This window comes from Pantoea sp. X-Soil-TKNS-1280 (assembly GCF_059730475.1).
In genome coordinates this window covers 2,151,300-2,173,310 of sequence record NZ_AP035962.1, presented here as the reverse complement: position 1 = coordinate 2,173,310, position 22,011 = coordinate 2,151,300, and the positions used below count along the sequence as shown (strand labels likewise).

The window sequence follows — 22,011 nt, the reverse complement described above, 5'->3', positions numbered from 1 at the left end:
TATGCTGGTGAAAACCGCACTGTTGTTTTTTTTCACTGCCATCGCGGAAATTGTTGGCTGCTTTCTGCCGTGGCTGTGGCTGAAGAAGGGGGCGACGGCATGGCTGCTGCTACCGGCTGCGGCCAGCCTGATGCTATTTGTCTGGTTGCTGACGTTACACCCGGCGGCGAGTGGGCGCGTCTATGCCGCCTACGGTGGTGTGTATGTGATGACGGCGCTAATTTGGCTGCGGGTGGTTGATGGGGTAAAACTCAGCCCGTGGGACTGGGCAGGGGGCCTGATAGCCTTAAGTGGCATGCTGATTATTGTGGCTGGCTGGGGTAGTGAAGCGTAGCGACGCGATAAATCGCGCCGCGACGATTTATTCTTTATGAACCTTCAGACCGGCCAGTGTTTGTGTCACCGGCATCATCTCCAGCGTATTGATATTGACGTGCTTCGGCAGCGTCGCGACCCAATACACCGCTTCGGTGACATCTTCGGCTGTCAGTGCGGTGGTGCCTTCATACACTTTATCCGCTTTGCCGTCGTCGCCTTTAAAACGGACATTGGAAAACTCGGTACCGCCTACCAGTCCTGGTTCGATATCCGTCACACGCAGTGCGGTGCCGTGCAAATCGGTACGCAGATTCAGGCTGAACTGACGCACGAAGGCTTTAGTCGCACCATAAACGTTGCCCCCTAAGTACGGCCAGCTACCGGCAATGGAGCCGATATTGATAATATGACCGACGTTGCGTTCCACCATGGCTGGCAGCAACGCGCGCGTCATATACACCAAACCTTTGTTGTTGGTGTCGATCATATTTTCCCAGTCTTCAATATTGGCCTTGTGTGCTGGCTCTACGCCTAACGCCAGACCGGCATTGTTAACCAGCACATCAATATTGCGCCATTCGGCAGGCAGGGCGGCGATAGCCTCCTCGATTGCCGCGCGGTTACGCACGTCCAGCTGAACGGTATACAGATTGTCGCCCAGCTCGTCTTTCAGTGCTTGCAGGCGCTCAGCGCGGCGTCCGCTGGCGATCACTTTATGACCGGTAGCAATGAAGCGGCGGGTGATACTTTGACCAAAACCGGCGGTCGCGCCGGTAACAAAAATAATCATCTCACTGTTCCTTAAATAATTGCACGTCATGATTAATCTATTGATTTAAATTAAATTAATCCACCTCAAAATCTAAAGGGGTATACAGGAGGCAAAACTGAATTGTCAGCACCGTATTCAGCACGACAACCTGGCTCTCCGGGTCATGAACCATAAACATCATAAACCATAAGCATGTCGGGCCCGGATCGCAAAATTGAGATAAAAGTACGTATTTCCGAAGCGGGGTATCTAAAAACTTTGGTTAAGTCAGAGGGTTGGCTTAGAATCGCGGCGGGTGCTTGAGGCTTTCTGCCTGAAGCATTTGTCAAAGGCAGGAAGAAGAAAAGCCCCGAGTGATTAAGATTAAATCAACCCGAGGCCCCTTCATGCTCGACAACATAAAGGTAGCCTCTTACGTGCTGAAAGGCAAGGAGAAGCAACCATGAAGCAGCATAAGGCGATCCTGATCGCCACCATCCTATTAGGGGCGGTTATAGCCGCCATATTGGTAACGAGGAAAGACCTTTGCGAGGTACGAATCCGCACCGGCTACATGGAGGTTGCTGCTGTCATGGATTACGAACCCAGGTAAGAGCAACCGGCGGGGAGTAATCCCCGCCACTCGTTGTTGCTGCTAACCTCAATGCACCCAATCCTTTCTTTAAATTCAAGCCTGGTGTTCTGCCGATAACAAACAATGACCGAACGTGTCATGCACAATGATGGCGCAGGCTTGCACCACGATGACACACGTCATTCTCACGCCAATCGCACCAAAAATACCAGTTGTTAAATCGCAACCGATTGCGACTCCAGGCAACCGGTTGCGCATTCGGTTGCCTGGAGTTCGCAACACAAAAACACGAAATCAAACACAACTCATTGTAAATTATGATAAAAACAAAAATCTGCGTTGGCATGTTGTTTGCAATCTACATAAAAGGCCGTCACCTGCCATAACAAAGAGAAAGCCGGGTGCTTTCTCAATTAAGGAACATTTTATGCCTTTTGCATCCGAAACCACGCTGCGGGCCAGCTTTTTTGACTTTACCGGCCTGGCTAGCCAGCCTGACACCATTGCCGATCAGGCACGTTACCTCGAAGATGGGGTACTGACGCTGCGCGACGGCAAAGTCGTCAGCCTGGAAAGCTGGGAAACTGCGCAGACACAGATCAATCTCGCCAACCTGACCGACCTGCGTGGCAAACTGATCGTGCCGGGTTTTATCGACACCCATATCCATTATCCACAGACCGAGATGATCGGCGCATTTGGTGAGCAGTTGCTGGAATGGTTGAATCAATACACTTTTCCGGTAGAAAGCCAGTATCACTGCCCTGACCACGCCGCGCAGATGTCGGCATTTTTTCTGCACCAGCTGCTGGCGAATGGCACTACTACCGCGTTGGTGTTCGGAACGGTGCATCCACAATCGGTCGATGCCTTATTCAGCGCGGCGGAGCAACTCAATATGCGCCTGATCGCCGGAAAGGTGATGATGGATCGCAACGCACCGGCTTATCTGACGGAAACGCCGCAGGCCAGCTACCTGCAAACCCGTGACCTGATTAAGCGCTGGCACAATCGCGGGCGGTTAAGTTATGCGCTAACCCCGCGTTTTGCCCCTACATCATCGCCTCAGTTGCTGGAAAAAGTGAGCCAGCTACGGGCGGAATTTCCCGATACCTGGCTGCATACCCACCTGAGCGAAAATCCGCAGGAAATTGCCTGGGTGAAAGAGTTATTCCCGGAGCACGAAGGCTATCTTGATGTCTATCACCAACACCACCTCACCGGGAAACGCAGCGTGTTTGCCCACTGCCTGCATCTGGAAGACCATGAATGGCAGTGCCTGCACGATACCGATTCGTCGATAGCCTTTTGTCCAACCTCCAACCTGTTTCTCGGCAGCGGATTATTTAACATCAAACGCTGCTGGCAACAGGGGGTGCGTATGGGGATTGGCACGGATGTCGGCGCTGGTACCACTTTCAATCTGCTCCAGACGCTGGGCGAAGCCTATAAAGTTGGCCAGCTGCAACGCTACAAACTCAGCGCCTGTGAAGCCTTCTACCACGCAACGCTGGGTGGGGCGCATGCGCTCGATCTTGATCATGCCATCGGCAATTTCAATCCCGGTAAAGAGGCGGATTTCGTGGTACTCGACCCGGCCGTATCAGCTTTACAGCAACTGCGCTATGCCAATAGCAAAGATATCTGGGAAAAACTGTTTGTGCTGATGACGCTGGGTGACGATCGCAACATCGCCCAGACCTGGGTTAATGGTCAGCCCGTCTGGCAACGTGAAAGCGGGGTGAAAGCTGCATGATTCAGTTTCTGCTTAATAACCGTCTGGTGACCGAGCATGCCCTCGATCCCAATCTCACCGTGCTGAATTATCTGCGTAATCACCAGCAACGACGCGGCACCAAAGAAGGCTGCGCCTCAGGCGACTGTGGTGCCTGTACCGTGACGCTGGGCAAGGTAGTGGATGGCCGTATCCGCTATGAAACGGTAAACAGCTGCCTGACGCTGGTCAGCAGCTTGCAGGGAAAACAGTTGATCACCGTGGAAGACCTGCGCCAGGGGAACGATCTGCACCCGGTGCAGCAGGCGATGGTTGATTGCCACGGCTCACAATGCGGCTACTGCACGCCGGGATTTGTCATGTCGTTATTTACCTTACAGAAAAACAGTGACGGCTGGGACCGGCATCAGGCGGAGCAGGCCCTGGCGGGGAATCTGTGTCGCTGCACCGGCTATCGACCGATTATGGATGCGGCGCAGCAGGCCTGCGCACAGCCAGCCAGTGATAACTTCAGCCAGAGCGAGGCCAGTCTGGTGCAGCGCTTACAGGCGCTGGTCAGCAACGAAGTGCAGGTGCTGGACGCCAATGATAGCCGCTGTTTTGTCCCCAAAACGGTGGCACAACTGGCGGCGCTGTATCAGCAGCATCCACAAGCGCGTCTGCTGGCAGGTGGCACCGATCTCAGCTTACAAATCACCCAGCAGTATCAGCGTATCCCGCTGTTAATCGCGCTGGAGCAAGTAGCGGAGCTGAAGACCTGTCTTGAGGATGATGAAAGCTGGCGTCTCGGCGCGGGGGCATCCCTGCATCATTGTTATCAGTTTCTGGCGTCGCGCATTCCGGCATTCAGTGCCATGCTGGAGCGTTTCGCTTCACTGCAAATCCGCAATCAGGGGACGCTCGGTGGCAATATCGGTAATGCCTCACCGATTGGTGATGCCGCGCCAATGCTGCTGGCGCTTAGCGCCCGGCTGGAATTACAGCAGGGGGAGCATTGTCGTGAAGTGGAGCTCGATCAGTTTTTCACCGGTTATCGCCAGACGGTGTTACAACCGGGCGAGTTTATCCGTACCATCATCATCCCTCGTGTGACAGTGTCACCTGATTTTGTTGCCTGGAAGGTGTCAAAACGCCTGGATGACGATATTTCCGCCATCTTTGCCGCCATCAATATCCAACTGGAAAACGGTACGGTGCAGCGTGTGCGTATGGCCTTTGGTGGCATGGCGGCGACACCGAAACGAGCGTTACATGCCGAGGCTGCGCTCGCCGGTGCGCCTTTTAATCTGGCCACCATTGAAACGGCCTGTGCTGCCCTGAGCCATGATTTCCAGCCACTGAGCGACTTCCGCGCCAGCGCGGATTATCGCCTGCAAGTAGCGCGTAATCTGTTGCGGCGCTACTACGCGCAGGCCAGTGGTGAGCTGACCATTGCCGAGGTAACGCGCTATGTCTCATAACCGCCCGCAATTGAATGAAACCCTGTTAAAGACGCAGTTTGACGCCGGTATCCAGACTGGCGTCGGGCGCAGCCGTAAGCATGAAAGCGCCGATAAACACGTTTCCGGCGAAGCGATGTATATCGACGACAAACCAGAGCTGCCCGGTTTGCTGCACCTGTGCCCGTTACTCAGCCCGCACGCCCATGCGCGCATCACCCGGCTCGATGTGCAACCCTGCTACGCAGTGCCAGGCGTGGTCAGTGTTTTGACCTGGCGTGATGTGCCGGGCATCAACGATGTGGGTCCGCTGGAACCCGGTGACCCGCTGCTGGCGCAGGATAAAGTGGAATATCTCGGTCAGATGGTGATCGCCGTCGCCGCCGAGTCCCCGGAAGCGGCACGCGCCGGAGTCGCTGCGGCTATCGTCGAATATGAACCGTTACCGGCGATCCTTGATGTCTGTGAGGCGCTGGAGCAGGGATATTTTGTCCAGCAGCCTCATGTCCATCAGCGCGGTGACGCCGATGCTGCATTGGCGCGCGCGCCACACCGTATTCAGGGCAGCTTTCATATCGGCGGGCAGGAACATTTTTACCTCGAAACCCAGACGGCACTGGTGATCCCCGGTGAGGATGCCAATTTGCAGGTGTTCTCCTCCACACAAAACCCCACCGAAGTGCAGAAGCTGGTGGCAGAAGTGATGGGGATCAGTATGAACAATGTCACCATCGATATGCGCCGCATGGGTGGGGGCTTTGGCGGTAAAGAAACGCAGGCAGCAGGGGTGGCCTGCCTGTGCGCGATTGCCGCGCGCCAGACCCGGCGGGCAGCGAAAATGCGTCTCGCCCGACGTGATGACATGCGTATCACCGGCAAGCGTCATCCCTTTTATGTACGTTACGACGTCGGTTTCGATGACGAAGGACGTTTCTGCGGGGTGAAGATCGATCTGGCAGGAAATTGTGGATATTCGCTCGATCTTAGTGGATCGATAGTCGATCGAGCCATGTTCCATGCCGATAATGCTTATTACCTCGGCGATGCGCTGATTACTGGTTACCGCTGTCGTACCAACATCGCGTCAAATACCGCCTATCGTGGCTTCGGTGGTCCGCAGGGCATGGTGGCGATTGAGCAAATCATGGACCACATCGCGCGTGAGTTGCAGATCGACCCGCTGGAACTGCGCAAACGTAACTACTACGGTAAGCAGGATCGCAACGTCACTCATTATCACCAGCAGGTGGAAGATAATCTGCTGGATGAGATCACCGCGCAGCTGGAAAACAGTAGCGACTACGCGGCGCGACGCAGCGAAATTCAGGCATTCAATGCGGTCAATCGGGTGATGAAACGCGGGCTGGCGCTGACGCCAGTGAAATTTGGTATCTCATTCACCTCCAGCTTCCTCAATCAGGCCGGGGCGTTGATTTTGATTTACACCGACGGCACGGTGCAGTTGAACCACGGTGGCACCGAAATGGGCCAGGGGCTGAATACCAAAGTGGCGCAGATCGTCGCTGAAGTGCTGCAAATCGACATTAGCCAAATCCAGATCACCGCCACCGATACCGGTAAAGTGCCCAACACCTCACCGACGGCCGCCTCCAGTGGGGCCGATTTGAACGGCAAAGCCGCCCAGGATGCGGCGCAGACGTTGCGCGATCGCTTAACTGAAATGCTGTGCAAACTGCATCAGTGCGGGCCGGAGCGGGTGAATTTCAGCAACGGCATCGTCCGGGTCGGAGAGGAGCATTTTACCTTCGCCCAGGTCTGCCAGCAGGCATGGCTGAATCAGGTGCCACTTTCTGCCACCGGCTACTATCGCGTACCGGGCATTCATTACGACCGCAACGCCGGTCGCGGCACGCCGTTTTATTACTTCGCCTATGGCGCAGCCTGCTGCGAAGTGCTGGTGGATACCTTCACCGGCGAGTACCGCCTGTTGCGTGCCGATATCCTGCATGACGTGGGCGCTTCCCTGAATCCGGCGATTGATATCGGCCAGGTGGAAGGGGGATTTGTGCAGGGCATGGGCTGGCTGACCTGTGAGGAACTGGTGTGGAACGATCAGGGCAAACTGCTGACTGATGGACCGGCCAGCTACAAAATCCCGGCTATCAGCGATGTCCCGGCGGATCTGCGCGTCACCCTGGTGGAGAATCGCAAAAATCCACAGCAGACGGTGTTCCACTCCAAAGCCGTCGGCGAACCGCCTTTTATGCTGGGGATTGCCGTGTGGTGCGCGTTGCAGGATGCGATCGCCAGCGTGGCGGATTATCGTCAGCATCCACTGCTGGATGCGCCTGCCACACCGGAACGGGTTTTCTGGGGCGTCCAGCGCCTCTCTGGAGCGGATGATGATCTACCACGACTGGATTAGCGTGCTGCATAGCCTGCGGGAAAAACGGCAGAGTTGTGTGCTGGTGACCGTGCTCAGCGAGCGCGGTTCGGTGCCGCGTGACAGCGGCAGCAAAATGGTGGTCACCGCCAGCGATAGCTTTCTCACCATTGGCGGCGGTCATCTGGAATATCAATGCCTCGCCCAGGCACGAGAAATGCTGCAACAGCAACGCTGTTCACCGCATACGGAGGAGTTTGCGTTGGGGGCGCGGCTGGGGCAGTGTTGTGGCGGCATGGCGACGATTTTGTTTGAACCGCTGATGCAGCAGCAGCCAGAAATCCAGGTCTACGGTGCGGGGCATGTCGGCCAGGCGTTGGTACAACTGCTGTCAACGTTACCCTGTCACATCACCTGGATTGATAGCCGTGCTGCGCAGTTCCGCACAGTGCCGGATGGCGTCTCGGTGCGGCAGCTGGAGGAGCCGGTGGACTGTGTAGCCGAAGCGCGGCCGGGCAGCTATTTCGTGGTGATGACCCATCATCATCCGCTCGACCTGGCGCTGAGCGAAGCCATATTGCGTCGTGGCGATTTCTGTTATGCCGGGGTGATTGGTTCGGAAACCAAAGCGCAGCGTTTTCGCTATCGGCTGGAGGGGAAAGGGATCGCAGCGGATACCCTGGCCCGCCTGCGTTGCCCGATCGGCTTACCGGATGTGAAGGGCAAGCTGCCAGCAGAAATTGCCGTGGCGGTGGCAGGAGAGATCATTAGTGTTTATCAGCGTCAGACGATGAGTTGTTGAGACGGCGCGAAACTGCCAGGATAGAGACATCCCGCCGGGCCCTGTTCCGGCGTTGCTGATTGTCAGGAGCGATAATGAATTCAAGAACGAATCCTTTTTTCACCGCCAGCACCTTGCCGTACCAGACCCCACCGTTTGACCTTATTCAGGAAGCAGACTTTCTCCCGGCGCTGGAAGCCGGTATTGCAGAGAAACGTCAGCAGGTCGCGGCGATCGCCAGCAATCCGGAACCTGCCACCTTTGAAAACACCTATGAAGCACTGGAGCGCAGCGGGCAACTGCTGAGCCGTGTCAATCTGGTGTTTGGTGCCATGACCTCCGCCAATACCAGCGAACTGCTACAGGAAGTGGATGAAATCATTACTCCGCAGCTGACGGCGCTGAACGATGAAATCACGCTGAACAGCCAGCTGTTTGCCCGTCTCGACAGCGTTTATCAGCATCGCGGTACGCAATGCCCGGATGCTGAAGCGATGCGCCTGGTGGAAGTGGTCTGGCAACATTTTCAGTTGGCGGGTGCCAGCCTGAATGACGCAGACAAAGATCAGCTGCGCGCCTGTAATCAGGAGCTGGCCACGCTCGGTACGAAGTTTGGTAATCGGCTACTGGCTGCGACTAAAGCGGGGGCGTATACCGTCAGCAGTCCTGCGGCGCTGGCCGGACTCAGCGATGAGGAACTGGCGCATGCCAAAGCAGCGGCCGAGGCGCGCGGTCTGTCGGGTGAATGGCTGATCCCATTGCAAAACACCACCCAGCAACCGGTGCTGCAGGCGTTAAGCGTGCGGGCCACCCGCGAAGTGTTGTTCCAGCGATCGCTGACGCGTTGTGAACAGGGCGACGAAAACGACACCCGCGCGCTGGTACTGCGTATGGCGCAGCTGCGCGCGCAGCGGGCCAGTCTGCTTGGCTTCAAAACCTACGCCGAGTGGGGTTTGCAGGACCAGATGGCGAAGACTCCGGAAGCGGCGTTGAGTTTTATGCGCAATATCGTGCCTGCCGCCCGTGGACGGGCCGAGCGGGAAGCGGCTGAGATTCAGCAGGCCATTGAACAGTCGCACCATAGTTTCCCGCTGCGCGCCTGGGACTGGAGCTTCTACGCTGAGCAGGTACGTAAAGACAAATACGCGCTGGATGAGAGCCAGATTCGCCCGTACTTCGCGCTGGAAAACGTGCTGGAGAAAGGCGTGTTCTGGTCAGCCAGCCAGTTGTTCGGCATTCGCTTTAGCGAGCGTCATGATTTGCCGGTTTATCATCCCGATGTCCGCATATATGAGATTTTCGATGCAGACGATACGCCGCTGGCGCTGTTCTACACCGATTTCTTTAAACGTGATAACAAAAGCGGCGGTGCATGGATGAGCAACTTTGTCGATCAATCGACACTGCTGGGCAGCAAACCCGTCATTTACAACGTCTGTAATTACACTAAACCGGCGGCGGGTCAGCCAGCGTTGCTGAGCTGGGATGAAGTTATCACCCTGTTCCATGAGTTTGGTCATGCGCTACATGGTCTGTTCGCTTCGCAGCGTTATGTCACGCTGTCTGGCACCGCCACACCGCGTGATTTTGTCGAATTCCCGTCGCAGATTAATGAACACTGGGCCAGCAACCCGCAGGTGTTCGCCAATTATGCCTGCCATTATCAGAGCGGCGAGCCGATGCCTGCTGAACTGCGGGAGAAAATGGTGCGTGCGGCGAAGTTCAACAAAGGTTACGACATGACGGAGCTGCTGGCTGCCGCGTTGCTGGATATGCAATGGCACTCACTGACCACCCATGATAATCCCGAAGATGTCAGCCATTTTGAATTGCAGGCGCTGGCGGCGGAAAATATCGCCCTGGCAACCGTCCCGCCGCGCTACCGTTCCAGCTATTTCCGCCATATCTGGGGCGGCGGCTATGCCGCGGGTTATTATGCTTATATCTGGACGCAAATGCTGGCCGATGATGGCTATCAGGCATTTGAGGAGCGGGGCGGCTTAACGCGGGAAAATGGTCAGCACTTCCGTGAACACATCCTGTCACGCGGCAACAGCACCGATTTGCAGTACCTGTGGCTGGCCTGGCGCGGCAAAGCGCCGGAAATCGGCCCGATGCTGGAGAATCGCGGACTGTCGTAGCGGCGCAATGTGATGCACCGACCGTAGCGGCGCGATTTATCGCGCACAATAGACAGTCGGTGCATTTTAATATTTACCCCAGCGGGCCACCTTCGATGGTGTCGCACATGCCGGCCAGCACCCGCTCGCCGGTTTCATTTTTCAGATCCTGATACCAGGCGGCGGTAATGGCCGCGTCCTTCGCGTGCGTGACATCACAACGCTTACGCGCCTTCAGCACTAAATCTTTGGTACGTTCCACGCGACGTGCCTGATAACGCAGTAACGCATCTTCTATCCCCAGCGAATGGGCCGCCAGCGTCTGCGCCAGCACAATGGCGTCTTCCATTGCCGCGCATCCCCCCTGACCAATATCCGGCGTGGTGCTGTGCGCCGCATCACCCAGCAGCGCTACCCGGCCTTTGACAAACTGGCTGAAGGGTTCGATATCGTGGATCTCTACGCGATTGGTGGTGTCCGGGTTGATGGTGTCGATCAGCCGCTGCACCGGCTCGGCCCAGCCAGCAAAATAACCTTTCAGGTCGCTTTTCAACGTGCTGCGATCTTCCGCTAATCCCTTTGGCAGCGGGACATCAAAGAAGAAGTAAAACCGGTTGTCGCTGACGGGCATTAGCGAGACGCGCTTGCCTTCACCGACAAACGTGGTCCACTGGTTCGCCGGGGCGATGCTTTCATCGATGGTCACCAGACCATTCCAGTTAACGTACCCGGCATAGCGGCGTTCAACGTTTTCACCCAGCACATAATGCCGGATAACCGAGTGGGTACCGTCAGCCGCGATGAGAAAATCGGCGCTTTGCTGACTGCCATCGTCAAACCAAGCGGTAACGCCTGACGCGGTTTGTTCCACCTGAGTTACGCGCTTACCAAAGTTGATGCGTGAGCGGCCATAGGTATCAATCAGCATCGCCTGGAGTTCAGCACGGGCAACCGGATAGGGATATTCGCCCACCTGCTGTACCAGCGGTGACATGCTGAAGCGGGTCAGGGTGCTGCCGCTGTGGGCATCGTTGTAGGCCATAAACGCCATATTGCCGCCCAGCGCACGGAGTGATTCTTTCATGCCGAGGGCATTCAGGCACTTCACGCCATTGGGCCAGATGGAAATAGCGGCACCGACCGGTTTCATCTCTTTCACCGCTTCGAACACCACCGTACTAAAACCTTCTTTCTCCAGCGCAATCGCCGCGCTCATTCCGCCGATGCCAGCACCAATCACAATCGCTTTCATAACTGTCTCCTTTGCAATACGGATTAGGCTTGCAACTTTTGTACCAATGAAGACATGTCAGCAGCTGAGAAGCCAATGGATTGATATTTATTGATTTTAATCAATTTTATTTTGGAGGATATGTATGGCGCGCACAACAATAGTTCATTGCTGCGCACTAAATTGATGCATAAGCATGTAAAGCATGAATCAATAGTTTCATTCTGCACATAGTGTAGCGGCGCGATTTATCGCGCTTTTTTCGGCTCAGAACTCAAAATTGCGCGATAAATCGCGCCGCTACCGGTGGGTGTCATATCCACTGTGCCATACTGATTCTGACTAACCACACGAGGGTAAGGCGATGAAGTGGACTATCCTGTTGCTGCTGCTGACCAGCCTGGGTGTCGCAGCACAAACCAACTGGCAACCGCAGCAAAAAACGCCGCTACCGCAACTGACGCCCGCCGCAGCGAAATGTGATGTTTCTGCCTGCCAGCAGAACTGTTATATCCAGCAATCTCAATGCAACAACAATAAAGACAGCGCATGTGGTTCGCTGGCACAAATTTGCGTACAAAACTGTGCCAGCCAGTGCCGTTAAATGAAATAAAACTGTCACATCAGGGTGCTAGCGTGTTTCCCCGGCAAGGTAATATTCTGATAACAGGGGAAAATAATGAAAACCCGCTATACACTGATGGCCACCGTTTTGCTGCTGGCGCAGCAGGCGCATGCGATCTCACTGCCGGACGCCGCCGCGCTCGCCAGCCAGACTTCAACCGGTTCTGCTCACGCAGGTTACAACGATCTTGAACAGCAGATGTTGCAGGCCGAACGTGCCGCGTTACAGGGTAACAATCCAGCACTGACGCGTAACCTGCTGGAAAAAGCCAAACAGTCACCAACGCAGGCTGACTACGCATGGCTGAAAAGTAAAGGTTACGATTTCCAGACCAAAGCCAATCAGCAGGCAGGCATCGCGCTGCTGTCGGGTTTTAGCGATCTACCGGCCAGCGTGCTGGATGCCAACCGCGCCACTGTCACCCATATCAATCTGAATGCCACCCAGGGCACGCGTCATCAGGCGCTGGCCGATGCTGAAGGCATCAACCATCTTTATTTCCTCGCCGATGCGCTGGGTCCACGTCTGGGCAAAGCGTTTCTGGCTGCCTATGATAAGGGCGAACTGGGCAAAGCTGCTGCACTGATTAAGGCCAGCGAAGTCAGCACCGGCGCGGCGAAAAAGCATTTCAACTATCCGCGCCCGTTCCTGCATGAAGGCAACACCATCCATCTGGTGCCGGATGATACGGTAGTGAAAGATAATCAACCGTATACCGCCGATGGCGGTTCTTTCCCGAGTGGCCATACCAACACCGGTTACACCGATGCCTTGCTGATGGCCGAGATGGTGCCGGAACGTTTCGAAGCGCTGGTCACCCGTGGTGCGCGTTATGGTTATTCGCGTCTGGTGCTGGGCGTGCATTACCCGCTGGATGTGATGGGTTCACGCATGGTGGCCGAACGTAACGTTGCCAATTACCTGAACGACACGCGCTACCAGGCGCTGTTCAGTGAGGCGCGCGATCAGCTGCGTGCGGCGCTGGAGAAAGAGTGTGGTACCTCGCTGGCAGAGTGCGCACGCAGTGCCGGTCAGGACGACCCTTACACCTCGCCGCAGATGAAGCAGTTCTATCGCTTTACCATGAGCTACAACCTGCCGAAAGCCGCGGGTAAAAATGTGGCGGTGACGGTACCCGCTGGGGCTGAGGTGCTGCTGAAAGCGGCGTTGCCGCAGTTGTCTGACGCGCAACGTCGTGCGCTGATGGTGAAATCGGCACTGCCAGCAGGTTATCCGTTATCAGGTAGCACTGCGGATCAGTCCTTCTGGCAACGCCTGGATTTAACGGCCGCTTATTCGCTGGCGCAACATCAGTAAAGATTAAAATCGCGCGATGAATCGCGCCGCTACACAGGGCGCGATTGATTAATCGACAATAAATAACTTTGCACCGGTTTCCGTTGATGAACGATGCGCTTCAGCGTTATCGGCGACCTGGTAACTGACGCCCGGTGTCAGGGTAAAACAGCGGCCATCCTCCAGCTCGGTCAGCATCTCGCCTTCAAGACACAACAAAATATGCCCTTTCAGGCACCAGTGATCGGCCAGATAGCCCGGCGAATACTCCACCATCCGTACGCGAATATCGTTAAAACGCTGCGTACGCCAAAGCGCAAAGCCGCGTTCTCCGTGATGTGTTTCCGGCTCGATGTGATCCCACTGGGTAATGCCAAACGGTAACTGGGTGATTTGCACGATGTTGATCCTGGTGAGGGTTGAACATTGTTTATACCCGTATTCACCCGTGGTGCAAACCCTTAACCTTGCTGATAAATTTCCAGCGCATCCGGGCCGCTGGCTCCCTGATGAATAATCGCCATCAGCGCTTTCACCACGCGTGACGGGTTATCGTGCTGGTAAACGTTGCGACCATACACCATGCCGCTGGCACCTTGCGCCATCAGCGCCGCGCTTTTTTGCAGTACCGCACCCAGCTCGCCTTTGCCGCCACCGCGCACCAGCGTCGGGCAGCGCGCCGCTTCCACCACGCGATGAAAGTCTTCCACGTTCTCAGTCGGATCGGCTTTGACGATATCGGCACCCAACTCGCGCGCCAGGCGCACCAGCGGCACGATTTTCTCCACGTCACCGATCGAGCCGTACGCGGCACCCTGTCCCGCAGGGGCCATCACCAGTGGTTCAATCATCAGTGGCATCGCGTAGCGATCGCAGGCCTGGCGCAGGCGACCAATATTCTCCACGCACATGCGGAAGATGCCGGGTTCATCAGGGATCAGATACAGATTGACCACCACCGCAGCGGCATCCATCTGCAATGCGGCGAGAATCGGTTCTTCCGGATTGTGCAGCACCGCCCACATTTCGCGATGACGGGCGGCGTTATAGGCGTTACCGACGTCAGTACGCATCACCAACGCCGGTTTGCGTCCTACTTCGCGTTGCAACAAATCGGCCTGGCCGTAATTGACCTGAATGGCATCCGGCTGGGCAGCTATCAGGTTGCGCATCACGCCAGCAATATTTTCCAGGCCAATGAGAAAATCGGGTTCATTAGCAATGCCGTGATCGATAGCCACATCGAGACATTTGCCGTGTTGAAACAGGCGATTCATGCGAACTTTATTGGTGACGAACATGACGTGTTTCCTCCTGAAAAACCGCGAGATAAGGAGATCATTGTAATTCCCGCTGCGCCTGAGCGAGCAAACGCCGTGTTGCAGTTGTGAAGTTGTTCACTTAATTTATTGTGGTTGGTTGAAATCCGCCCGTTACCAAAATTAAAGGAATATCAATGCGTTTAATGGAAAAAATCGCCGTACTGGCAGTGCTGGTGAGTGGCAGCGTACTGGCCCAGACACCCGACATCGACCCGATCGTCACACCGCTGATGCAGCAATATCAGGTGCCCGGCATGGCCGTGGCGATTTTTTATCGCGGTAAAACCACGTTTTATAACTACGGCGTGGCGTCGAAAACCACACAACAGCCGATCACCAATGAAACGCTGTTTGAAATTGGATCGCTGAGTAAAACCTTCACCGCGACGCTGGCGAGCTATGCAGCAGTCCGGCACAAGTTACAGTTCAGCGACACCGCCAGCCACTGGCTGCCAGAACTCAAGGGCAGTGCTTTTGATCGCGTCACATTGCTTAACCTTGCAACGCATACCAGCGGCACGCCGCTGTTTGTGCCGGATGCAGTGACCAATCAGCAGCAACTGATGGCATGGTATCAGCACTGGCAACCTTCTGCGCCGCCTGGCGCACAGCGGGTTTATTCCAACCTCGGTATTGGGATGCTGGGCATGATCGCCGCTAAAAGCTTGCATCAGCCATTCCGGCAGGCAATGGAACAACAGCTGCTGCCCGCAATGGGGATGCATCACAGCTGGGTACAGGTGCCACCAGTAGAGATGAAAAACTATGCCCAGGGTTACAACAAACAGGATCAACCGGTACGTGTCACACCTGGCCCGCTGGATGCTGAAGCCTATGGTCTGAAATCCACCAGCGCCGATTTGATCCGCTGGCTGGCGATTCAGATCAATAACGTGCAAATTGATCCCGAATGGCGGCGGGCGATCGCCATCACCCATCAGGGGCAATATCACACCGAGGCGTTCACGCAGGCGATGATGTGGGAATATTATTCCTTGCCGGTAACACAACATACGCTGGTGGCGGGGAATAGCGGGCAGAGGATTATGCAGGGCATGGCTGCTCAGCCCATTCGTCCGTTACAGCCTGCGCCACAACAGGCGTGGTACAACAAAACCGGCTCCACCAATGGTTTCTCCACCTATGCGGTATTTATCCCCTCAGAGCACATTGCCGTGATTATGCTGGCGAATAAATGGTTCCCGAATGATGACCGGGTCGTGGCGGCGGATAAGATAATCAATATGATAAAAGGCAGGGATTAACTATGCAGTTACGTGCGTTACAGACAAATGATTACTCCTCGTGGCTGGCCTTATGGCAGGGCTATCAACGTTTTTATGCGGCGGATATCAGTGCGGAAACGACTGCAAATACCTTCAGCCGCTTATTGGCCGATAACGAGCCAATGCATTGTCTGGTGGCCGAAGAAAACGGAGAACTACTCGGTCTGGTGCATTATCTGACCCATCGTTCCACCTGGACAACAGGGGATTATTGTTACCTGCAAGATCTGTTTGTCAGTGAGGCGGCACGCGGTAAAGGGGCAGGTAAAGCGCTGATCCTCGCGGTGTACCAGCAGGCAGAAGCGGCCGGTTGCTCGCGTGTGTACTGGACCACCCAGGAATCGAATGCCACCGCACGCAGGTTATATGATCAGGTCGCCAGTAAAACCGAGTTTATTCAGTATCGAAAATTGTTCAGCTAACAATATATCAATTTCAGGCCGCACAATTTCAGACTGACAGCCCGCACAGGCTGCGCTAACGTATTGCTGCTTATTATTTTTAATATTGGAGTGGAATATGACAGTTCCTGTTGTAGCAATATTTACTATTAAACCAGGCAGTGAAGATCAGGCTGAGAAACTATTTCGTGGCGTGATTGAAGAAACATTAAAAGAGCCGGGTTGTATCACTTACCAGCTTAATCGCGACAGCCAGAACCCGCGTCGCTTTATCTGGACCGAAGAGTGGCAAAGCCAGGCGCTGCTGGAACAACATCTTAATGCACCGCATATTGTGAAGTTGTTTGGCGAACTGCCGCCGCTGGTCGAGCATTCTGAAGTGATCGCCTTAAATAAACTGGCGGGTGGTGCAGCCTGATAGCTGCCTGTCGTAGCGGCGTGATACCTCGCGCCGCTACGCATGTATACGAAAGAAGTCTTACCCTGGCTATTCTCCTCGCGATAAAAGTAGTGTGGAACCCTGAATAAATAACCTGCCGGAACAGAAGGATCGCAAGGATGTTTACTGTCAAAACCACCCACCCGCAAAATACCGATTTACAACAGCTGATAGCCGAACTGGACGCTTTCCAGAGCGTGCTTTATCCGGCGGAAAGTAACCACTGTCTGGATCTCGCCACGGTTGAGGATGGCATGCTGCATTGCCTGATGGTCACTGATGCCGCTGACCATCCGGTGGGCTGTGGGGCGATTTTGTTGCAGGGTGACGGGGGGGCAGAATTAAAACGCATCTATGTGCGCCCGGCGTGGCGCGGTCACCAACTGGGTGAGGCGATTGTGCAGCAACTTGAGACCCTCGCCATGCAGCAGGGCTGTGGGGTGACCCGGCTGGAAACCGGCAATCAGCAACAGGCGGCTATCCGGCTGTACGAGAAAATGGGCTATCGCCAGTGCGCAGCTTTCCCGCCTTATTTACCCGATCCGCTCAGCGTCTTTATGATGAAACCACTAAAAACAAAGGAGTGAACAATGCGTACACAAAAACGTTGTATGGGATATGTGGCTATCGTGGTGGACGATTATGATCGGGCCATTGAATATTACACGCAGAAACTGGGATTCCATTTAATCGAAGATACGCCGCAACCTGGTAAGCGCTGGGTGGTGGTGAACCCCAATCCGGAGAGTGACTGCAACCTGTTACTGGCGAAAGCCTCGAATCCGCGTCAGGAAGGTTTTATCGGGAATCAATGCGGGGGACGCGTGTTTCTGTTCCTGCAAACCGATGATTTCTGGCGCGATTATCAGCAAATGAAAGCAAAGGGTGTGACTTTCTGCGAAGAGCCTCGGGAAGAGGAGTACGGCACGGTAGTGGTGTTTGAGGATATTTACGGCAACCGCTGGGACCTCTATCAGAATCGGTAAAGGTATCCCGGATTTATGCAGTTCCTGAGACGTTGAGGACTCTCTATGCGCGTAAAGATTGATGCAGTGCCTGACAGCCCAGCCTTTCCTGCACAGGCTGATGTGGTGGTGATTGGTGGTGGAATCATCGGTACCTCGGTCGCCTATGAACTGGCGAAGCGCGGCGTGTCGGTGGCGCTGTTTGAAAAAGGGGTGATGGCTTGTGAACAATCCAGTCGCAACTGGGGCTGGGTGCGACAACAAAACCGCGATCTTTACGAGCTGCCGATGGCGATGTACAGCCTGCAACGCTGGTCTGAGTTGGGGGATGAAATCGGCAGGGACCTGGGTTTCCGCCGTACCGGTATCCTGTACGGCACCACCGAAGCGGCAGACCTGGCAAAGTGGGAAAGCTGGGGTCAACAGGCGAAAAATATCGGTTTTCACAGCCAGCTGCTGTCGGCAAAAGAAGCTCAGGAACGTATTGGTGGCAAAACAACCTGGCTGGGCGGTGTGTGGTCGCCCAGTGATGGTCGTGCTGAACCTTCACAGGCGGTGCCTGCGCTGGCGATGGGGGCGCAGCAGCGGGGAGCCAACATTCAACAGCGCTGTGCCGTGCGCGGGCTGGACATCAGTGGCGGTCGTGTAACCGGTGTGTGGACCGAGCGCGGCCTGGTCAAAACCAGCCGGGTCATCTGCTGTGGCGGAGCCTGGAGTTCACGCTTCTGCACGCGTTATGGCATTGAACTGCCGAGCGCCAACATTCTGGGTACGGCATTTAAGACTACAGTGGCGGCAGAAGTGACCCCGGGCTGTCTGAGTGTGCCTGGACTGGCGATGCGTCGGCGTCTTGATGGATCTTATACCGTGGCGATATCCGGGCGCGGGCAACTGGACCTGGCGCCGCAGAACCTGCGTTATGCCACACGCTTTTATCCCATGTACCGCAGTAAAATCGCCAAAAAGCTGAAAATCCGCATCAATAGCTCGTTCTTTTCCGGTCCGGAAGCGGCAGGATCCTGGTCGATGGACGCGGTCTCGCCGTTTGAAAAAATCCGCGTGCTGGATCCGGCCGCGGACAAGCAAATTCTGCGCGAAGCGATTGCCAAAATGGTGCATGAATTCCCGGTATTACAGGGTATTGCCGTCGATCATGCCTGGGGTGGCTGGATTGATACTACCCCGGACCTGGTACCGGTGATTGACGAAATCCCGCAGATCCCGGGTCTGATCGTCGCCTCTGGCTTTAGTGGTCATGGTTTTGGCATCGGCCCGGGGGCCGGGAAGTTGTGTTCACAGCTGGTGATGAACGATCAGCCCTATACCGATTTGTCTCCCTATAGCCTGAGCCGTTTTGCCCGTGGTAATGCGATTCGCGAACCACAGATGATGTAATGGGCACGGTCGCCCTCAAGGGCGACCAAAAATAAAAATCAATTATCCATTCGTATACCTATCCGTTTGTATAACTTTCTTTTACACCACAGCTGATTGATATTGTTATTCAATATCTACAAGGCAGGGTGTTATATGAACGCGATGACGGCTGAGAAGACATTTCTGCCCACCTCTTATCCGGTGCATGAAAAGATTATTTATTCAGTGGTGGATGACATTATCCACTGGATTGAAGACCACCTGTATGACGAAAATATTCGTGTCAGCACCGTAACCGGGAAAAGTGGTTATGGGCACTGGCATTTCCAGCGGATCTTCCGCGACGTAACCGGGTATAACCTCGGCGAATATATACGTCTTCGCCGGGTCATCAGATCGACGTTTTCCATTATTCATAGTCAGAAAACCCTGCTGGAAATTGCGATAGAAAATGGTTTTACCAGCCAGCAAACCTTCACCCGTATTTTTAAAAAATATATTCATGCCACCCCGGGTGAAATCAGGGGGCAATATGCCAATGACAAAGGCGCATTCTTCCACCTGACGGCAGAACTGTTAAAAAATAAATAAGCGAAAAACCATTGCGTTGTTTAACGTAACATTTGAAAAGGAAAAGACAATGAAATTGAAGATGGTGATGGGTGCTTTATTACTGGCGAGTCAGGTAAGTGCAGCATTTGCCGCGAGTGAAGAAAACCTTCCCGCACCAACAGCGGGTGTCGCGGCCTTTCTTAACGTGCTGAACAGCGGTAACGGCAAACCGATTGAGCAACTTTCACCAGCAGCGGCACGTCAGGTACTGATTGGCGCGCAGAAGGGCGTCAAACTGCCCGCGGCCCAGGTGAGTGAAAAAGTCATTCAGGTACTGGGTCAGCCGCTGACGCTGACCATCGTGAAGCCAGAACATGCGCAGGGCGTATTGCCGGTGTTTATGTTTTTCCACGGTGGTGGCTGGGTGTTAGGCGATTATCAGACGCATGAGCGCCTGGTACGCGATCTGGTGAATGCATCGGGCGCGGCAGCGGTTTTTGTCAATTATACCCCATCGCCGGAAGCACATTTCCCGGTCGCCATTACTCAGGCTTATGAAGCCACCAAGTGGGTCGCGCAGCATGGCGCAGAGATTGGCGTCGATGGCAGCCGCCTGGCACTGGTCGGCAACAGCGTCGGGGGCAATATGGTGGCGGCAGTGGCGTTACAGGCCAAACAATTCCACACCCCGGCGATTCGTTATGACGTCATGCTGTGGCCGGTCACCAACGCCAGCTTTGATGATGCTTCTTACCAGCAGTTCGCGGATGGCCACTTCCTGACCAAAAACATGATGAAGTGGTTCTGGGATAGCTATGCCCCGGGTGAAAAAGATCGCAACAATATTCTGGCATCCCCGTTACGCGCCACCACTGAACAGTTACGCGGCTTACCGCCAACGCTGATTCAAACCGCCGAACTGGATGTGTTGCGTGATGAAGGTGAAGCGTTTGGACGCAAACTGGACGCAGCAGGCGTGCCCGTCACCGTCACCCGTTACAACGGCATGATCCATGACTATGGCTTACTGAATGCCCTGAGCCAGGAGCCAACAGTACGCACCGCGCTGCAACAGGCAGGCGCAGAAATAAAACTGCACCTCAACTAATCCGCCGACGCCAGCATCCACGCTGGCGTTTTTCATTGCAGAAATTTTGCGCACAGAATGCGTGGGGGAGATGGCGGCAGTTGAGTTAATTTAATTGTCATCTTTCCCGGTTGTTATTGAATTCCTCTTCACCCATGGCAAGGACTTCTATCATGAAAAAAATCGGTATTAACGGCTTTGGTCGCATTGGTCGCCTGGTTCTGCGTCGTATTCTTGAGCAAAAAGAAGCGGTTGAAATTGTTGCTATCAACGATCTCACTTCGCCAGAAATGCTGGCTTATCTGCTGAAGTACGATTCCAACTACGGTGCTTTCCCGGTATCGGTCAGTGCTGAAGGCAACAACCTGGTGGTTGATGGCAAAAGTATCCAGGTATTTGCTGAGAAAGATGCGAAGAACATCCCCTGGGGTCAGCTCGGCGTGGATGTGGTGATTGAATGTACCGGCTTCTATACCTCCGCGGACAAAGCCCAGGCGCATATTGATGCTGGGGCGAAAAAAGTGCTGATTTCTGCCCCGGCCGGTGACATGAAAACCATCGTGTTTAACGTCAACGATGACACGCTCGATGCGGCTGATACCATCATTTCGGTGGCTTCCTGCACCACTAACTGCCTGGCCCCCATGGCGAAAGCCCTTAACGACAGCTTTGGCATTAAAGTCGGCACCATGACCACCGTCCATGCCTACACCGGCACCCAGGCGTTGGTTGATGGGCCTCGTGGTAAAGATTTCCGTGCCTCACGTGCGGCAGCGGAAAACGTCATTCCTCATACCACAGGCGCAGCGAAAGCCATCGGGCTGGTGATTCCGGCGCTGTCTGGCAAGCTGAAAGGGCATGCGCAGCGCGTGCCGGTGAAAACCGGTTCTGTCACCGAACTGGTATCGGTGCTGGATAAAAAAGTCACGGTGGATGAGATTAACGCCGCGCTGAAAAAAGCCTGTGAAAACAACGAATCGTTTAAATATACCGACGATCCGATTGTTTCCTCCGACGTGATTGGCGTGCCCTTTGGTTCGATTTTCGATGCAACCCAGACTGAAATCAGCGAAGCCGGTGATATCCAGCTGGTGAAAACCGTCTCCTGGTACGACAACGAATACGGCTTTGTTACCCAGCTGGTGCGTGTGCTGCATAAGTTTTCCAGCCTTTAAGTCACTTATAGCGTGATACATTGCGCCGTCGAACTGTAGCGGCGCGATTTATCGCGCTTTTTATTGATTTTATTGTCCACTAATTCGTTACACTGATTGCAATATGACGTCATTGTTAGGCAAATCTGTTTACCCTAATCTGTGTTCAACGAAGGAGACATCACTCCTTTAC

Annotated in this window: 22 protein-coding genes; 18 read left to right on the top strand and 4 right to left on the bottom strand. The window is 54.7% G+C overall.

Annotated elements, in window-relative coordinates:
- Positions 1-4: 4 nt before the first annotated feature.
- On the top strand, positions 5-334 hold the full coding sequence (locus AC6I8X_RS10135) for a YnfA family protein (RefSeq protein ID WP_313688229.1): 330 nt from the start codon (positions 5-7) through the stop codon (positions 332-334).
- Between the two features lie 27 nt (positions 335-361).
- On the opposite strand, the gene ydfG is transcribed toward AC6I8X_RS10135, so the two are convergent.
- Positions 362-1,108: a bifunctional NADP-dependent 3-hydroxy acid dehydrogenase/3-hydroxypropionate dehydrogenase YdfG gene (gene ydfG / locus AC6I8X_RS10130; protein WP_084874878.1), complete on the bottom strand. Its 747-nt coding sequence runs from the start codon at positions 1,106-1,108 to the stop codon at positions 362-364.
- 424 nt (positions 1,109-1,532) lie between these two features.
- Here ydfG and AC6I8X_RS10125 point away from each other — a divergent pair, with 424 nt between their 5' ends.
- The 6 genes from AC6I8X_RS10125 to dcp all read left to right on the top strand — a co-directional run bounded on the left by AC6I8X_RS10125 (position 1,533) and on the right by dcp (position 10,104).
- Positions 1,533-1,682 carry a Hok/Gef family protein gene (locus tag AC6I8X_RS10125; protein WP_497839732.1) on the top strand — a complete coding sequence of 50 codons (150 nt, stop codon included), beginning with the start codon at positions 1,533-1,535 and terminating at the stop codon, positions 1,680-1,682.
- A gap of 409 nt (positions 1,683-2,091) precedes the next feature.
- Complete coding sequence (gene guaD, locus AC6I8X_RS10120) at positions 2,092-3,420, top strand: guanine deaminase (protein ID WP_497839731.1); 1,329 nt, start codon at positions 2,092-2,094, stop codon at positions 3,418-3,420.
- Positions 3,417-4,859 (top strand): xanthine dehydrogenase small subunit, encoded by a 1,443-nt coding sequence (gene xdhA / locus AC6I8X_RS10115; protein WP_313688220.1) that lies wholly within the window; start codon positions 3,417-3,419, stop codon positions 4,857-4,859. Before guaD ends, xdhA begins: the two co-directional genes overlap by 4 nt.
- Positions 4,849-7,224: a xanthine dehydrogenase molybdopterin binding subunit gene (gene xdhB, locus AC6I8X_RS10110; RefSeq protein ID WP_497839730.1), complete on the top strand. Its 2,376-nt coding sequence runs from the start codon at positions 4,849-4,851 to the stop codon at positions 7,222-7,224. The genes xdhA and xdhB overlap by 11 nt, the downstream gene beginning before the upstream one ends.
- Positions 7,202-7,984, top strand: coding sequence for a xanthine dehydrogenase accessory protein XdhC (gene xdhC, locus AC6I8X_RS10105; protein WP_313688227.1), 783 nt, complete (start codon positions 7,202-7,204; stop codon positions 7,982-7,984). Before xdhB ends, xdhC begins: the two co-directional genes overlap by 23 nt.
- Positions 7,985-8,058: 74 nt before the next feature.
- Positions 8,059-10,104, top strand: a complete 2,046-nt coding sequence (dcp, locus tag AC6I8X_RS10100; RefSeq protein ID WP_497839729.1) for a peptidyl-dipeptidase Dcp — start codon at positions 8,059-8,061, stop codon at positions 10,102-10,104.
- Between the two features lie 73 nt (positions 10,105-10,177).
- On the opposite strand, the gene hpxO is transcribed toward dcp, so the two are convergent.
- Positions 10,178-11,335, bottom strand: coding sequence for an FAD-dependent urate hydroxylase HpxO (hpxO, locus tag AC6I8X_RS10095; protein WP_313687735.1), 1,158 nt, complete (start codon positions 11,333-11,335; stop codon positions 10,178-10,180).
- A gap of 343 nt (positions 11,336-11,678) precedes the next feature.
- On the opposite strand from hpxO, the gene AC6I8X_RS10090 reads away from it, so the two are divergent.
- Positions 11,679-11,918 carry a hypothetical protein gene (locus AC6I8X_RS10090; protein ID WP_208715096.1) on the top strand — a complete coding sequence of 80 codons (240 nt, stop codon included), beginning with the start codon at positions 11,679-11,681 and terminating at the stop codon, positions 11,916-11,918.
- Between the two features lie 75 nt (positions 11,919-11,993).
- Positions 11,994-13,256, top strand: coding sequence for an acid phosphatase (locus tag AC6I8X_RS10085; protein WP_313687732.1), 1,263 nt, complete (start codon positions 11,994-11,996; stop codon positions 13,254-13,256).
- 48 nt (positions 13,257-13,304) lie between these two features.
- Here the strand turns inward: AC6I8X_RS10085 and AC6I8X_RS10080 are convergent, their stop codons facing one another.
- Together AC6I8X_RS10080 and AC6I8X_RS10075 are read right to left on the bottom strand one after the other, a co-directional pair.
- Positions 13,305-13,634 (bottom strand): DHCW motif cupin fold protein, encoded by a 330-nt coding sequence (locus AC6I8X_RS10080; protein ID WP_299449252.1) that lies wholly within the window; start codon positions 13,632-13,634, stop codon positions 13,305-13,307.
- 62 nt (positions 13,635-13,696) lie between these two features.
- Positions 13,697-14,536 carry a class I fructose-bisphosphate aldolase gene (locus AC6I8X_RS10075; protein WP_313687729.1) on the bottom strand — a complete coding sequence of 280 codons (840 nt, stop codon included), beginning with the start codon at positions 14,534-14,536 and terminating at the stop codon, positions 13,697-13,699.
- A gap of 155 nt (positions 14,537-14,691) precedes the next feature.
- Here AC6I8X_RS10075 and ampC point away from each other — a divergent pair, with 155 nt between their 5' ends.
- The 9 genes from ampC (at position 14,692) to gap (ending at position 21,839) form a co-directional block, all read left to right on the top strand.
- A complete protein-coding gene (gene ampC / locus AC6I8X_RS10070) occupies positions 14,692-15,822 on the top strand; it encodes a class C beta-lactamase (RefSeq protein WP_497839728.1) in 1,131 nt (376 codons plus the stop codon).
- A 2-nt stretch (positions 15,823-15,824) separates the two neighbouring features.
- The gene (locus AC6I8X_RS10065) at positions 15,825-16,265 is read left to right on the top strand and encodes a GNAT family N-acetyltransferase (RefSeq protein ID WP_299453134.1); all 441 of its coding nucleotides are present in this window, start codon (positions 15,825-15,827) and stop codon (positions 16,263-16,265) included.
- Between the two features lie 97 nt (positions 16,266-16,362).
- Positions 16,363-16,662, top strand: coding sequence for a putative quinol monooxygenase (locus tag AC6I8X_RS10060; RefSeq protein WP_084874852.1), 300 nt, complete (start codon positions 16,363-16,365; stop codon positions 16,660-16,662).
- Between the two features lie 140 nt (positions 16,663-16,802).
- Positions 16,803-17,270: a GNAT family N-acetyltransferase gene (locus AC6I8X_RS10055; RefSeq protein WP_497839727.1), complete on the top strand. Its 468-nt coding sequence runs from the start codon at positions 16,803-16,805 to the stop codon at positions 17,268-17,270.
- Positions 17,271-17,273: 3 nt separating this feature from the next.
- Entirely contained in the window at positions 17,274-17,669 is a 396-nt protein-coding gene (locus AC6I8X_RS10050) for a VOC family protein (RefSeq protein WP_299453129.1), read from the top strand.
- Positions 17,670-17,714: 45 nt separating this feature from the next.
- On the top strand, positions 17,715-19,043 hold the full coding sequence (locus AC6I8X_RS10045; protein WP_497839726.1) for an NAD(P)/FAD-dependent oxidoreductase: 1,329 nt from the start codon (positions 17,715-17,717) through the stop codon (positions 19,041-19,043).
- 135 nt (positions 19,044-19,178) lie between these two features.
- Positions 19,179-19,616: a helix-turn-helix domain-containing protein gene (locus tag AC6I8X_RS10040; RefSeq protein WP_497839725.1), complete on the top strand. Its 438-nt coding sequence runs from the start codon at positions 19,179-19,181 to the stop codon at positions 19,614-19,616.
- 49 nt (positions 19,617-19,665) lie between these two features.
- Complete coding sequence (locus AC6I8X_RS10035) at positions 19,666-20,685, top strand: alpha/beta hydrolase (protein ID WP_497841005.1); 1,020 nt, start codon at positions 19,666-19,668, stop codon at positions 20,683-20,685.
- Between the two features lie 152 nt (positions 20,686-20,837).
- Positions 20,838-21,839: a type I glyceraldehyde-3-phosphate dehydrogenase gene (gene gap, locus AC6I8X_RS10030; RefSeq protein ID WP_497841004.1), complete on the top strand. Its 1,002-nt coding sequence runs from the start codon at positions 20,838-20,840 to the stop codon at positions 21,837-21,839.
- The last annotated feature ends 172 nt before the right edge of the window (positions 21,840-22,011 follow it).